The 13,803-nt window shown below is 69.8% G+C and carries 12 protein-coding genes and 2 pseudogenes; 9 read left to right on the forward strand and 5 right to left on the reverse strand.

The window, feature by feature from the left end; all coding sequences use genetic code 11:
• Positions 1–205: 205 nt before the first annotated feature.
• The gene (locus RM844_RS14690; RefSeq protein ID WP_311667602.1) at positions 206–1,300 is read left to right on the forward strand and encodes a hypothetical protein; all 1,095 of its coding nucleotides are present in this window, start codon (positions 206–208) and stop codon (positions 1,298–1,300) included.
• A 549-nt stretch (positions 1,301–1,849) separates the two neighbouring features.
• Positions 1,850–2,488 (forward strand): hypothetical protein, encoded by a 639-nt coding sequence (locus RM844_RS14695; RefSeq protein WP_311667603.1) that lies wholly within the window; start codon positions 1,850–1,852, stop codon positions 2,486–2,488.
• A 666-nt stretch (positions 2,489–3,154) separates the two neighbouring features.
• On the opposite strand, the gene RM844_RS33565 is transcribed toward RM844_RS14695, so the two are convergent.
• The 3 genes and pseudogenes from RM844_RS33565 to RM844_RS14705 form a co-directional block, all read right to left on the reverse strand.
• Positions 3,155–3,550, reverse strand: coding sequence for a CHAT domain-containing protein (locus tag RM844_RS33565; RefSeq protein WP_394814507.1), 396 nt, complete (start codon positions 3,548–3,550; stop codon positions 3,155–3,157).
• 91 nt (positions 3,551–3,641) lie between these two features.
• Positions 3,642–3,938, reverse strand: a pseudogene (locus RM844_RS33570) (hypothetical protein); the annotation flags it as partial.
• Positions 3,939–5,905: 1,967 nt separating this feature from the next.
• Positions 5,906–6,583, reverse strand: a complete 678-nt coding sequence (locus RM844_RS14705; protein WP_311667606.1) for a hypothetical protein — start codon at positions 6,581–6,583, stop codon at positions 5,906–5,908.
• Positions 6,584–7,095: 512 nt separating this feature from the next.
• On the opposite strand from RM844_RS14705, the gene RM844_RS14710 reads away from it, so the two are divergent.
• The 3 genes and pseudogenes from RM844_RS14710 to RM844_RS14715 all read left to right on the forward strand — a co-directional run.
• On the forward strand, positions 7,096–7,248 hold the full coding sequence (locus tag RM844_RS14710; RefSeq protein WP_311667607.1) for a hypothetical protein: 153 nt from the start codon (positions 7,096–7,098) through the stop codon (positions 7,246–7,248).
• A gap of 13 nt (positions 7,249–7,261) precedes the next feature.
• A complete protein-coding gene (locus RM844_RS33575) occupies positions 7,262–7,522 on the forward strand; it encodes a Mu transposase domain-containing protein (RefSeq protein ID WP_394814508.1) in 261 nt (86 codons plus the stop codon).
• A gap of 56 nt (positions 7,523–7,578) precedes the next feature.
• A pseudogene (locus tag RM844_RS14715) lies at positions 7,579–7,740 on the forward strand (IS21-like element helper ATPase IstB); the annotation flags it as partial.
• 17 nt (positions 7,741–7,757) lie between these two features.
• Here RM844_RS14715 and RM844_RS14720 read toward each other — a convergent pair.
• Positions 7,758–8,231, reverse strand: a complete 474-nt coding sequence (locus RM844_RS14720; protein ID WP_311667608.1) for a hypothetical protein — start codon at positions 8,229–8,231, stop codon at positions 7,758–7,760.
• Positions 8,232–9,304: 1,073 nt separating this feature from the next.
• Here RM844_RS14720 and RM844_RS14725 point away from each other — a divergent pair.
• The 3 genes from RM844_RS14725 (at position 9,305) to RM844_RS14735 (ending at position 12,941) form a co-directional block, all read left to right on the forward strand.
• Positions 9,305–12,022 (forward strand): type II toxin-antitoxin system prevent-host-death family antitoxin, encoded by a 2,718-nt coding sequence (locus tag RM844_RS14725; protein ID WP_311667609.1) that lies wholly within the window; start codon positions 9,305–9,307, stop codon positions 12,020–12,022.
• Positions 12,022–12,594: a transcriptional regulator gene (locus RM844_RS14730; RefSeq protein ID WP_311667611.1), complete on the forward strand. Its 573-nt coding sequence runs from the start codon at positions 12,022–12,024 to the stop codon at positions 12,592–12,594. The genes RM844_RS14725 and RM844_RS14730 overlap by 1 nt, the downstream gene beginning before the upstream one ends.
• Before the next feature lie 146 nt (positions 12,595–12,740).
• Positions 12,741–12,941 carry a hypothetical protein gene (locus RM844_RS14735; RefSeq protein WP_311667612.1) on the forward strand — a complete coding sequence of 67 codons (201 nt, stop codon included), beginning with the start codon at positions 12,741–12,743 and terminating at the stop codon, positions 12,939–12,941.
• 101 nt (positions 12,942–13,042) lie between these two features.
• Here the strand turns inward: RM844_RS14735 and RM844_RS14740 are convergent, their stop codons facing one another.
• On the reverse strand, positions 13,043–13,318 hold the full coding sequence (locus RM844_RS14740) for a hypothetical protein (RefSeq protein WP_311667613.1): 276 nt from the start codon (positions 13,316–13,318) through the stop codon (positions 13,043–13,045).
• Positions 13,319–13,413: 95 nt separating this feature from the next.
• Here RM844_RS14740 and RM844_RS14745 point away from each other — a divergent pair.
• Positions 13,414–13,803 (forward strand): helix-turn-helix domain-containing protein (locus RM844_RS14745; protein WP_311667614.1); only part of this gene is annotated, 390 nt, incomplete at its 3' end.

Raw genomic sequence — 13,803 nt, forward strand, 5'->3', positions numbered from 1 at the left:
GGACTGGCCTGTTGGCCTCGGTCAGGGAACGGTGGGTGCGGGAGGGGTCATCCAGCGCACTGTTGTGCGAACTCACGGGCGCCCCAGCGGCTTTGTACCCTCATTTGGTAGCGGACTTTGTTCTCTCCCCGCGGTCGCCACCGCCGTGCTTCGGGGTTCGGTCGCCGGGTGTCAGTTCGACCGCGACGAGAAGAGGGCCACCCACATGAATCGCACCCCCCTGCCCGAGCACGCGTTAAAGAGAACCCCGTACAACCAGATCTTTGCGGCACTCATGTTGACGTCGCTCGTCGGGGCCTACGTCCTGCTGGGCGGCATCGGCTTCGGTATCGCCCTCGCTCTGTGGATCGCGGGGCTGATCTTCTATGGCCGCGCCTTCGGGAAACGGTCGTTCGAGATGGCGATGCGGCAGCGCGAACAGGACGAGGCATCCCACCAGCAGCTGCTTCGCGAGCGGGCCAGGCACGCTGCACGGGAGGGAATGACCTACGAGGAGCAGTCGGTCGAACTCGCCGCCCTCTACGGACGAGTCAAGCAGGATGTCCCGGAGAGCACCAGGCTTCCCTTCCGGCCGCGCGCGCGGCATACCGCGGAACTGACCGCCGAAGGCGTCGTCCGAGGTGAACGCGGCGGCTTCCCCAGCACAATCTTCGACCTGGCCGTTGTCAACGAGGTCGACCTAAGCGAGCTACGTCGGCGCGGCCAGTTCGACCGGGCCGTGGAGTGCGCCAAGGACTATCTGACCGTGTGCGCGGTCACTTTGCCCTTCGCCCTGCCATACCTCTCCGCGCAAGCAGCGTGGGAGTACAGCGACGATGGCAGCGGCGAGTTCACCACCCCCAGGAAGTCAGGCGCGTTGGAGCCGACCAGCGAGCAACGGCACAGTGACGACCCGCAGTTCGCCCGAATGCTGCTCTCCGTGCCCGCGGTACGGGAGGCAGCCCAAAAACTGGACCTCCTCTGGGTCATCTGGGGCGATCAACTGATCGCGTCGAAGCTGAGCAATACCGGACTGGCGCCCGACGAGGCGTTCCGGCGCCTTGGCACGGTTGCCGCGCTGGCCGCCGCCTTCCCCTGGGGGCAACTGGCCCAGTATCGGCAACCGAAGGACGCGGTGGCGGCCCTCCCTGCGCTCTGGGGACCACCACGCAGCCCACTCCTTGCTCACCAGTGGTGGCACGGTGAAGGACCGGACAACCCCTGGGTGCTCCGCTGGGGACATCAACCACTCGGCGCCACCGGGTTGCACCAACTCTCCAGCGTCGGCCTGTTCCTCGATGGGCGTCGCACCGACCTCTGAACCATCCCTTCGGCCGCTCGGCCCCCGGCCCCTCGCGGGGGGCCAGCGTCCGATGCGTAGAACCCGCGCAGAACGGTACGGGGCTGCTGGCTCGGCATCCTCGTTCGTATCTTCCCTGCTGAGTAGGGCCGTTGGGGACACGCTTGCGTCTTCACCACCGGACACAGCCTCGCCGGCCCTCTCGGATACCTGGGCGGCGCGGTGTTGTTGCACAGGGCAGTGTTCCGTGCTGGTGCTACTCGACGAGTACAAGACTGCGCGATCGACAGCTCCTGAGCTTGTCGGAACCGGCCCCGGAAGCGAGGTGAGGCACCCTCCGCCTGACCGCACGAGGGAGACGATCCGCGCTGGGCTACAGGTTGTTGAGCCGCCGAGGGTGTCGGAAACCGGGACCGGGTGGCCGCGGACCGGGGTGTGGCAGGTCGAGCGGTACGCGGCGGCCCCGCCCACCCCAGCTGTCGCCGGCCGGCCCCGCCGTAAGAGGATCACTGAGACAGGCGCTCGACCTGTCCCGTTTCCCGTCCGGGGACGGCAAGAGAGAGGAAAGCCATGCGAAGACGTACGATGTTCGCCGCTGTACTGCTGAACACGGCGGTGCTGAGCGTGGGTTGCTCCGGAGGAGACAGCACCGCGGACCGTCCGCCGGCGGCGACCCCGACCCCGGATTCGCCCACCGCCACCGAGCAACCACGGGAATCCACCGAGGCCCCCACGCCATCGCCCGAGGACCTGCCGCGCCTGGGCATAGGCGACTCCACAGCCTGGGAATCCACCCACCCCGACGACCGCGACCTCCGGACCGAGATGTCGATCACCGTCGAGGACATCACCTACTTCCGCGGCCCCGACCCCGAGCAGGGCGTCGAGAGTTCCTTCGGTAACGCGGACCAACTCTACGTGCGGCTCGATCTGACCATCACCAACCTCGGGGAGCACGTAGGCGTCTTCCTACCTCAGGGCTACGGGATGGAGTGGGCCGTACGAGAAGGCGCCTACCCGGCCGGCATCCCCACCGAGTACCTGACCGACAACGGTCACGTACTCGGCGCCTACGAGCCCGGCGCGGAGTACACCGGCCACGAGGTCCTCGCGATCGACACGCCCAGCGGCGTCATCGGCTACGTTGAGACCTCCTCGGGCGAGCGGCGGAAGATGTTCGTGATCGAGTTGCCCGACGGCGACGTCTGACGAACGGCCCGTTGCGGCGGGTGGCAGTCTGCGATGAAGCGTCAGCTGGACATTGGCTGAACGATCGAGCGGGTCCGCCGGGCATCCGGCGACGGTCGTCAGTGCCCGGCACAGGTTGCTTCCCCAGCGGGTGATCTCCCACAGCTCGAGTGGCTGGCTGGGTGTGGGGGTGAGTGGCCGACCCTGGACATGTTTCATCACCGGGTAGAGCAGTTGCCGGCTGTTCATCTCGGTGCGTCCGTAGTCGTGGATGGTCACTACATGCGGGCTGGGGAGCATCCCGGCCAGCCGCGCCTTCCGCTCGAACCGCTCGGGGAGATCGTTGCCGGTTCTCTCTGGCAGGCGTGTGAGTGTCTTGACGGTGACGGTCCGCGCCAGGCGTTCGTCCCTCGCTTCCCAGACTGTGCCCGTCCCATCCGCTCCGATGCGGTCGGTGTTCCGGTATCGGCCATCGAGTAACTCTCCTCGCATACCTCGCCCGATCTTCGGTAGTGCGAGTTCGTTTCTGGGGTCCTACCCACTGATGTTGGGACGCCTTCCTGTGCGTGCTCCGGTTCTCGGCTGGGTGGTGGGGAACCTGGGGTGGGGGTGGTGGGGGCGGATGGTCTCCGTGTTCGGGGTTTGCTTCGGGGCCTGTGGCGGGTTGGTGTGTGGCGTGGTGTTGGCTTAGCGCTGGTCGGTCGCTCGCTGGCCGGGGGTTGTTTTCGGCGGGTGGCTGTTTGGTCTTGGGTTGCTTTGGTGGGTGAAGGCGGCCCATAGATGTGGGTGGTGGAGGTCGGGTCGGGTGGCCTCGTGGTGGAGGGTGGGGTGTGAGGGTGGTGGGTGGTCGGGGTTGAGCATCCATAGCTGTGTGGCGTGTAGTGCGTCGGGCGGGGCGTGACCGCCGGCGGTGAGGTGGTGGTGGATGACGGCCATCAGGACCGCTGTGGCGCTGTCTTGGGTGGCCCAGCGGGAGGCGACGACGTCGGTCGAGCCGCGGGCGATCAGGGCGGTGGCCAGGGTCAGGGCTTCGTCGTGGTCCCGGGTGCTCAGGTCTGTCTCGCAGGCGCCCAGGACGACCAGGGCCGGCGGTGTGTGTCGTGTCCGTGGGTGGGAGGTCCAGGAGGCGTGCGACGGTCAGTTTTCCGCTGTCCAGCCGTAGGGCGGAGCGGGTTGGGTTGGGGCTGGCGAGGGCGTGGCAGGAGAGGTGGATCAGGGAGGCGGGGTCGTGGCCGCCGGGAAGGACGGCGAGTAGGTCCTCGGGGGTGCCGGAGGTATCGGGTTCGATGTCGAGGAGTCCGCCGTGCAGCATGGCGTTCGGGTAGTGGTCTCGTAGCGCCTCCACCTCGATTGAGGACCATGGGAGAGTGTGCTCGGGGTCGGCGAGTAGCACCTGCCGCTCGGCCAGTGGGAGCCGTTCCCGGTTCGCTGCCCTCGTCAGCGCCAGCGCGGAGGGCGCGTAGCTGAAGATGGCGTCCTGGCAGGCGTAGCGGACGGTGCCCGCTTTCTCGTCCTCTCGGCGTGCCGCGTGCCGCGTGCCAGGGCACCATGCCGAGCCGGTCGCAGGGCACCAGCACGACGCGAGGCGGTCGGCCGAGGGGTTCCAGGGAGGTGAGGACCGGTGCGATGGCCGCTGGCCACGCCCAGTCGCACAGTTTCTCCAACGCTTGCCGCCACCTCGCCTCGGCTACGGCTTCTTCCCCGGGACCGGTTGGCTGGGATCGCGCGGCGGCGGTGTCGAGGTAGCGGGTCAGGGTTGGGTCGGCCAGACCGAGGTGGGGCAGGCCGATGATGGCCGGGGTCTCGTGACCCGGCCGCAGGAGCAGCGCGTGGCCTTCGCTGCCTGCGGTCGTTCCCGGGATGAGGTAGACGAGGGCGTCGGCGCCGCAATCCGCGAGGCGGGTTATCAGCTTTGCCGGGGCGGTGTGGCCGAACAGGTTCCGGGTGCCCCTGCCGCCATGTGAGTCGAACCGCTCGAAGGTGCCGAGGGCTTCGAACGATGCGAAGCGTAGCTCGCTCGGGCCCGGTGGCTGGGCCTCGCCGGACAGCTCCGACCATCGGGTGAACGCCTGGCCGGCCTCCGAGCGCGGGAAGTCCTCCGGGGCGGCGGTGCGCCACTGTTCCGCTCGTTCGCGGTGGCCCCGCTCCTGGAGGAGTTCGGGAATCCTCGACGAGGCGGCCGCGGTGTGGAGCACCAGGGCTCGGCCTTGTTCGAGTGCCTCGACGGCCGCGGTCGCCCGGCCGCGTTCGGCGGCCCAGCCCGCCACCCGCAGCGCCAGGGTGGTGCCCGCGCGGGCGGCGGTCAGCGCGTGTTCGGCCCCGTGCTGGAGCAGCACATAGGTGGCGAGTTCGCGCATCGCCTCGTGTCCGGTTTCCAGCGCCAGGTCGAGATCCGCTCCCGCGGTCTCGCCGCCACGTCGTGAACGGAGAGCGTAGGCGAAGGTGAGCCGTGACAGGGCGGCGTACTCGGTGGTCGAGCCCCAGCCCTCGGCCGCCAGTTGCCGTAGACGTTCCAGCTCGGTGACGCCCAGCTCGAACAGCGTGTGGTCGTCGTCTCGCAGGCCCGCGTGGAGCAACTCAAGGCCGAGATGGCAGCGCAGGGTGCCTTCCAGTAGATGGTGGAGATCGGGGTGCTTGAGTATCGGGCCGCGGGTCAGGCACCAGCGGGCCTGGACGATCGCCTGGTCGAGGATGTCGCGGTCCGGGTCGACTCGGGCCAGCGACAGCAGGCCGAGCGTGTGGTTCGCGGGGTGAAAAGCGGCGTTCTCGGGATCCGTGCTTCGCACCGGCAGCGCCTTCCGCAGGTATCGGGCCGCTTCCTGTAGGTGGTTTTGGTCCCCGCGTGAGTGTCCGTGGTCCCGGTGGGCGGCTCCCAGGACTGAGGCGACGGCGTGACGGGCCTCGTGGTCCCCCGGGAGGGTTGCGTACAGGCTGGTCAGCTCGGCGATCAGCTCGGGAACCGCGGACAGGTCCCCGCCGTGGCGGGCGAACTGCATTGCCTGGACGGCGTCGTTCACCGCGAGTTGGACACTCCCCACGTCCCGGACCGGCTGCCCGGCAGACGCGGCGCGGCGCAGCAGTATCCTCGCGTGGGTGGCGTCGTCATCGTTCAGGCTGCCGAAGTACATGACGGGCCTGTCGAGCAGACCGGCAAGGTCGAAGCGGGCGGCGGCGACGTCAGGGCGATCCCCGTCGCACAGGAAGGCGGGGCCCGCGTTCCGTTCCGCCGCGGTGGCCGGCTTCGCCACCCGCAGCAGCACCTTCCAGGTGTGAGCGCTGTTCCGCGAGATCGCGTCGTACGGCGGAGTACTCGGGGAAACGAGCGGAGTGTTCCGCCGACAGGTCGATCCAGGCGCGGACGGCGACCGCCGCCTGTTCGTCGTCCCGTACGTTCTTCATCCTGGTGAACAGCCGGCGGGCCCTGGCCAGTTGGGCGCCCTACAGTCCCGTCTCGGCGAGGCTGTCGTGCTGAGCCGCCAGGGTGGTCGCGAGAGACAGGACCCGCCAGGTGAAGTCCAGCCGTAGCTGGGTGGACGGTGGGAGATCGGTGGGAACCAGGCGGCCTTGCACCCGCGCCGCCTCCACCACGTCCCGGTCCAGCGTGTGTTGCCGTGCAGCTTCCCTGACGATGTGGGCAAGGCCGCTGCTTTGGGAGCGCACCAGCCACTTTGGGGCCAGTAGCCGGACCAGTGAGAACCGGGCGCTGATCGCCAGCGGGTCGTCGATCGGCCCGTACCTGTCGACCCACCGCAGGTGGCGCAGAGCGGCCGCCCGGTCATGGGGCCGCGCGTCCCGACGACCCGGGGACGGGTGAAAGGCGCGGTAGGTCTGTCCGGGACTGCCGGAGAGGATGCCGTAGCGCAGGCCCAACAGGACACCGAGCACGGGCACCACCTCCTCCCGTGCGGGGTCGTTCTCGGGCAGTAAACCCTCGATCGTGACCAACTGCTCTGTGACCTCGTCCAGCTCCTGGCCCGATACCACGTCGAGCAGTTGGGTCGGAACCGGGCAGTATCCGGCGCGGTCCAGAAACTCCTCGGCCAGCCCCACGGTGTCGGCGGCCCAGGCCCGCGGGGCCGCCTCGCCGCCGGCCGTACTTCGTTCCGGCTCCGCCACTCGATCTCCCTGACGCGTGAGGCGTGAGGTCCGCGACGCGCCCAGCGGGGCGGTCGCCGACTGGATGGCGCGCCTGCCTTCCCGAGGTGTCCGGCGACAACGGTGCGGTGCGGGCAGACCGCAGCCCCCCGTCCACGCCGGGGGCGTGGACGGCATCGCGCCCGCCGCGCCCGCCGCCCCGCGCCCGCCGCCGAGGCGGCGGCCGGGGGGCTGGCGTCCCGTCGCGGCGTCGCTCCCGGGGGGCCGGTCCGCGGCGGGCCCGTCCCGACACGGGCGGGCGGGGTGGACGCGGCCTCGTCGCGCTGCTCCGTTCAGTCTCCAGTATGTGGCAGGAGGGACGCACCTTGGGGAACGTCCGGAAAAGACCCGGCAGTTGCCCTGGAAGAGGCCCGCTGACGGGCGGCAGAACGACAGCAGCCCCGGCACCCGGCCCTGGCAAGGGCCCCGCTGGTTGGGCCGTAACCACCTCGCTCCGGTGCCCGAGGTCCGCGACGCTCGCCGAGTCCAACGCGATGATCGAAGGGTGGGACCGGGAGGACGATGCCCGCCGGATCCGGTCCCGTCCTGGCACGATCGGCGAGTACGTCGCGGCCGAGCAGCCGCTGCTGGCGCTGCTGCCACGGGAGCCCTTCGAGACGGGCCCGTTTCTTCACTCTGCGGGTTGACCGCTGTGGCCGGATCAGCGTCCGCGTCAACCGCTACTCGGTGGCGGTCCGGCTGATCGGCCGGATCGTCCGGGCGATGCTGCACGTCTGCGAGCTGGTCGTCTGTGACGGCCGAGAGAAGGTTGCCCGGTATGTGCGGCTGATCGGCAAAGGCGGCGCCTGCCTCGGTCTGGAGCACCACCCGAAGCGCTCGTGCGCAAGCCCGGCGGCCTTCCCGGGAGCAACCGTGCTTGACCAGGTCCGCTCCGTTAGGCCGGTTCACTTTTGTCCATGACGCCTGGTGGGACGCTGCGGTCAAGGCCCACGGTGATCGGGACGGCGCCCGCGCTCTCATTGCGGTCCTTCTCCGGCTGGAGCAGGGCCTTCACCGATCCCCGCCTCTGTGCGGTCATCGTCGACCGCCGCACCTTCGGCCGCGGCATCATCGAGACCGGCACCGACTCCTACCGCCTCGCCACCACCCGTGCCCAAGCGGAACGGGCAGCCGGTTGAGCGGCAGTGAGCCCGCCCTACCGAACTGGCGCGCACTCATCGACGATCACGGTCGGCTCTGACAGGAAGACATCCCGGTCGACGGGGCCATAAGCGATGTTGAACGTATCCAGCCAGTACGACCACCCGCGGATCCCCATGGCACTGGTGAACCGGTAGTTCAACTGCCAGCGGACCCACTGACCGGGAAGCAGTCGAACCGCCGGCGGCCGGCGCGGCCGAGGAGGCAACCCGAAGAGCGGCTCCACACGAGCGAGCACTCGAAGTCGATCACCTTCGTCCCGCAGACTGACACCGACCTCGCGGAAGTCTTTCTGGCTCGGACACGGCTCGAAGCCATCACGCTCGGACATCTGAACGAAGTGGGCAAATCCAGACGGCACCTGGGGCAACGAGAAGCGGATCGGCGCCGCGTTTCTGCGGGCAGCGGCCTCCCCGCCCCGAGACTGCTTCGTCCAGGACGTCTTGATCCACTGCACCGTGATGTCCACCGCACCTGCCCTTCGCCGAGAGCCTACGGTCAACATCTGCTTGACGTCACCCAGGTTCCGACGCGACTGCCCGCTGCCAGTTCCCGGCAACATCCCACAGGGACATAGACCCAGACCGCTCTCCCAAACCGCCTACAAGCGCTCTCCTGTCTCACCTACACGGCCAGACGTGCTGGACTTCCCGCGGCAGCAGCAGGTACCTGTCTCCCGGCTCCTGGTACCGCGCCGTCCCGGCGGCGCGAAGGAACGACTCCATCCCAGATGCGGCGAGGGCCAGTACCTTGGCCGTCGCCGCGTCTGGGATCCGCTGCCTCGCGCCTGCCGCGCCCATCCCGCGGTCCACCTCTTCCAGGCCGGCCCGGTGGGCTTGGCTCTGCTGCTGGGCAATGGGCGGGACCGCTTGCGACCCACCACCGTGTACGTCGCGGCCGGCGGGCCACCGCCGGCGGGATCACGATCGAGGCCCGCCCCCGTTTCGGCTGCCCCGCCCCTGTTGGTACTACCGACGGGGGTCGCTTCCGCCGCCTGACCGCCCGTCTCCCACTCCAGTTCGGCAACCGCCTGTTCACCGTCCGCGACACCGGACACGAGGTCGATGTCCCGCACCGGGCTCGCCCCTGACGGGCCCTCACGCAGCTCGGCAGTGCGCTCCGACAGACCTTGACGCCCGCACGCACTCACCGGCGATCGGGCGGCCGGGAGACGCCCGCCCAGCCACGCGCGCCGGCGGTTGGGCGGACGTTTACCGCGACTCGTCGTCCGGCGGCCGAGGTCGGCACAGACGCGGCCGGCCACCGGTTGGTGCCGGCCTGCTTGGCGTTCCGGGGCGGGCCGGCTCTGTGCCGCGCGCTACCGCCGTTCTCCTTCGTCGATCCGTTCCAGAACCTCGGGGTGGTCGCGTCGGTGGTCTTCTCTGCGCCGGGTGACCCGTCCGGGTATCGACCTTTTCCGTGCCGGCGGTCTGCCTTCGAGGGGACAACGTGTTTCCTTTGCCTCGCTCTCGTACCGGTCAGGACCCGCACGCGGGGAAGCGTCAGGGACACGGTTTCGTCAACGGCTCTTGGGGATTCACGATGACGCTCCAGGGTTGTCCGTCCGCCGCGGTCACTCGGTCATTGGCCGTCACGATCGGTCGTCCGTTCCCATGGGCGGGGGTATTGGGGGCTGGTGATCAGGAATGGGGCGATGGCATGTGGAGGATCGTGTTGTTGTCCAGGCACTTGAACTGGCAGCAGGCTTACATCTCTGGCGTAAGGTTCCCCTGTCAATGCCTTACGGTTGGGGGTGTGTTGGTGTCTGGGGAAGACCTTGTGTCGGAGTTGGTGCTGATCGAGGCCGCGCGTGGCCGGTGGGCTGAACTGGTCCGTGCTGCCGAGACCGGCCGCGCGACGCGGTTGCGGGATCGGGATTCTGGTGCGGAGGCGATTCTGCTGCCCCTGGGCCGGGAGGGCATCTCGATGTCGGGGGAGTGGCCGGTGTGGGCGGTGACGGATGCTCGGCCCAAGCTGGGTGACCTGGTCCGGCAGGCGGCGGGTGGGCAGTCGGTCGTGCTGGCTCGTAGGGGCCGACCTGTCGCTGGACTGGTCGCCTCCGTCCCACTCGGCGGCAAAGCTGACTCACCCGCAGGCAAGCGCTCCTTGACCCGGAGCGAGTTCACGACGGAGGTGATGGTGGCCGCGCCCGTGGGAGACCTGCTCGACAGCCTCACTACGGAGACCCGCGACGCGCCGGTGGTGGCACCGGTGCCCACCGGTCTGCCGGGCTTGGACGACGTGACCGCTGGCGGGCTGCGCCCGGGCCGCCTGGCCGTGTTGACCGCGTCTTCGGGTGCCGGCTCAACTGCCCTGGCCCTCGGTATGGTCCGGGCGGCCGCGCTCGGTGAACGGTCGCGGCCGGTGTTGGTCGTCCCTGGCCGCCTCACCGCACGCGACGTGCTCCTGCGGGTGTTGGCCGCGGAAGCCGACGCCGACCTCCAACACATCGCCACCAACTCCCTGCCTGATGCTGACCGGCAGCGGGTGAGCGAGGTCGCGGCCCGGCTGCGCACCGCTCCGCTGCACCTGGCCGACCACCTGTCGACGTTGGATCAGGTCCGCGCGGCCGCCGAACGGATCGATGGCCTGGCCCTGGTCGTGCTCGACCCGGTGACCCACCTCGACCTCACCGCCCCCGTGCCTCCGCCGCTGGCGCTGCGTCGTCTGGCCCGCGAGCTGCCCGCCGCGGTCCTCGCCGTCGCGACGTCTGGCGCCCCGGGTATCGAGGACCTGGCGGTGGAAGCCGACCTGGACCTGTACCTGGACCGCGACGACGAGCAGGCGAGCCTGACTCTCAGGCGGCACCGGCACGGCCCCACCGCGGCCTGGGCCCTGCGGGCCGACCTGGCCCGTGCCCGTCTCCTGCCCCGGCCCACCGACGACCCACTCCCGCCCTCGCCCTCGCCTCCGGCCGCCGTATCGGAGGCGCCTGAGGACGTGCCCGCCCCGGTGGCGGTGGTGGTGCCGGTGGGGGAGCCCGACCGTCTCCCCGACGGCACGGTGGTCACCGCCGCCATCGAGTCGTGTGTCCTGTGTGGCCAGCCGACCCCGTACCGGGCGGCCGGCCGGCCGCAGCACATCGGCGGCTTCTGCACCAACACGGCACCGGCCCCCGGCACCGCCGGTACTGCCGGCACCGCCGGTGCGGCGCCGGCCGGCACCGGCCCGGAGCCCACCACCACCGCTACTGGTCCGGTCGGCGCGGCCACCCCGACCACCGCAGCCGCAGCTGGCCCGGCTGGCACCGCCCCGGCGGGCCCCGGCCAGGGCTCGGGTCCGGGGCCGGGCCGGCCGCAGCGGCGCCAGGAAGAGACCGGTGGCCTGATCGCGCAGGCCGTCGCCGCCGCGTTGGAGGACAACGGTGGCGACATGGACGCCGCCCTCACCACGCTCGTGAAGCGGGCGATCCCCGACGGCATGGCCCTCCTCAACAGCACCCGCGTCGGGTCGACCTACGACTTCACCCACTACCTCTCCGTCGACGATATCCCCATCCTGAAGAAGCCCTCCCGGGACGGCGCCGACCAGATCTGGGAAGGCCGCCCGAAGTGGCGCAACCACACCGCCGAGACCGGACCGGCCCGCACCGTGACCGCTCTCGACGTCAACGGCGCCTACCTGTCCGCACTCAAGACCCACCTGCCGATCGGCACCCTGCGCCACAACCCCGACGGCACCTACGACCGCAAGCGGAGTGGCGTCTACCTGATCACCCCGCCCGAGTGGGCGCACGAGGACCTCCCCAACCCCCTCGGCAACCGCGACGAACCCGGCCCCCTGTGGGTCACCGACCCCACCCTCCGTCTCCTGAACCGCCTAGCCGGCCCGAAGCACGGCCTGTGCGCCGCCCCGGTGATTCACGAGTCGTGGACATCCGGCTCCTCGGAGGCGCTGCTGGAACGGTTCCGCCGCGAGCTGGCCACCGCCCGCGACACCGCCATCGAGACCGACGACCGCGTCACCCTCGAATACATCAAAGCCATGTACAGCAAGTTCGTGTCCACCATCGGCGAATCGTCGGCGAACCGGGAGATGCGCCGCCCCGACTGGATGCACATCATCCGCTCCCAGGCCTTCACCAACCTCTGGCTGAAAGCATGGAAAGCCCACCAGGCCGGCCTCACCATCGTCCGCATGACGGGCACCGACGAACTCCACGTCACCGGCGGCGACTGGCGCACGGTGTTCACCGAGGGCCGGCGCCTGACCGACATGAAGCTCAAGACCGAGTACACCATCGGACGAGGTGAGGGCTGATGGCCGGCCGCTGGGCACAGTTCGGCCTCTACGGTGCCCAAGGCGTACCCGGCTGGGTCGCCCTCGGACGCGAGATGGACCGCCAGGTCACCGGCATCAAGTCCCCGGTCGACACCCGCCGGGGCCTAGCCGCACGCCTGCGCTACCTGAACTCGCCGGCCGGCCGGGAGGCCATGGCCCGAGCCGGGATCACCACCCGCCCCCGCACCATCGCCGCCTGGAGAGCCGGCACCAGGCGCCCACTCCCCGCCAACCGACAACGCCTCGACGCCGCCTACTGGGACCTACGCCGCCGCAACCTCGCCATCGACTGGCAACGCCGCCTCGCCCGCACCGGCACCCGCATCGAGATCCACCCCGTCGACCAACGCGACGTCACCCGCGGCCGCGCCCGGGATCTGGCCGTGCGACGCGTGACGGTGCGCGGCCACCGCATCTGGGACGACATCATCGCTGCCTGGATCGACGAAGACGGCGAAATGCTCGACATCGTCTGGGACGAAATCATCACCGACCTCGGCTCCGACTACGACTCCTACTCCTACGTCTCCAGCATCGGGTTCGGCATCTGAACCGCCCCCGCCCGGAGGCCTCGACACCCGACCGTGTCGCGGGCTCCCGCCCACCTGCCCGGCCCGTCGCTGCCGACCGTCCACCGGCCGAGCCCCAGACCCCTGGGTGCGCGCGGGCGGCGCGACCTGGAGAGTTCATTTCCCACGTGGACAACGAGGACAAGATCCACAGGCCGCTGCCCAGCTCAAGCTCTCCTGCCCAAGCTCATTTGCTCAAGAAGGCCGCCGACTTCGGCAGGCACCCCACGCCCCAGCAGCCAGGACACCACGTTTCCTACTTCGAGCACCCGACCGACGACGCCGACGAGACCATCACCGCGTTGCTACCTCGTTGCTCTTCCCCATGAGGCAAGAGCGTCGCGGTTTCTGACACATTCAGTCGCCGGCCACACTCCGGCAGATCCCACTTTCAGTGCTCTGACCTGACCGAACGTGCCCAGAAGCCGCGTCACGATGGTCTGCAGCTCCGATCAACGCCGGCGCGCCCGGCGACGGCAGGCTCTCCCAGGAGCGCGTCCACCCGCCCGAGTCCGACCCGCCCCTCCAGCGAGCCGGGCAGCGGCTCGCTCCCTGCATCCCGGACTGCTTCCCGAAGGTCACGGATCTCCTGCTGGAGGGTCTCCAGCAGCGTGTGGACCGACTTGCTCAAGTCCACACCGTTGTCGGCCAGCACCTTGCGCGTGTCCCGCAGATCACCGCGCATCCTTGACAGCTCGGAGTTCACCGCGCCCTCGGTGTCACGCTGGTGCTGTTACTGAGATTGAACTCGTGGTGTCGTAGGGGCTGACGGGCGGCTGTCCCCTGCGGTATCACCGGAGCATGCGGTATCCACAAGGGGGCGGGCTGACCGCCGAACGGCAGCAGTTCCGCGAGGAGTTACGGCTGAAGGCGGCTGAGAGGTTCACCCAGGGCGAGGCGAGCTCGTTGATCGCCAGGGACCTGCGGGTCAGCGTCCGTTCCGTGCAGCGTTGGCGGCAGTTGTGGGACGAGGGCGGTCCGCGGGCTCTGCGGTCACAGGGACCGGCGTCGCTGCCGAGGCTGAGCCAGAAGCAGTTCGCCCAGTTGGAGGCGGAGCTGGCCAAGGGGCCCGCCGCGCACGGCTGGGAGGACCAGCGGTGGACGCTCGCGCGGATCAAGACGGTGATCGGCCGGCGCTTCCATCTGACGTACACCATCCAGGGCGTGCGGAAGATGCTGGTGCGCAACGGC

It is taken from the genome of Streptomyces chisholmiae (assembly GCF_031845445.1).
GTDB lineage: Bacteria > Actinomycetota > Actinomycetes > Streptomycetales > Streptomycetaceae > Streptomyces > Streptomyces chisholmiae.

What these genes read in the sequence shown, in the direction of transcription:
- RM844_RS14730 (WP_311667611.1), top strand. Translation starts at nt 12,022, where the DNA reads ATGGCCGGCCGCTGGGCACAGTTCGGCCTCTACGGTGCCCAAGGCGTA.
- RM844_RS14710 (WP_311667607.1), top strand. Translation starts at nt 7,096, where the DNA reads ATGATCGAAGGGTGGGACCGGGAGGACGATGCCCGCCGGATCCGGTCC.
- RM844_RS14690 (WP_311667602.1), top strand. Translation starts at nt 206, where the DNA reads ATGAATCGCACCCCCCTGCCCGAGCACGCGTTAAAGAGAACCCCGTAC.
- RM844_RS14725 (WP_311667609.1), top strand. Translation starts at nt 9,305, where the DNA reads ATGACGCTCCAGGGTTGTCCGTCCGCCGCGGTCACTCGGTCATTGGCC.
- RM844_RS14695 (WP_311667603.1), top strand. Translation starts at nt 1,850, where the DNA reads ATGCGAAGACGTACGATGTTCGCCGCTGTACTGCTGAACACGGCGGTG.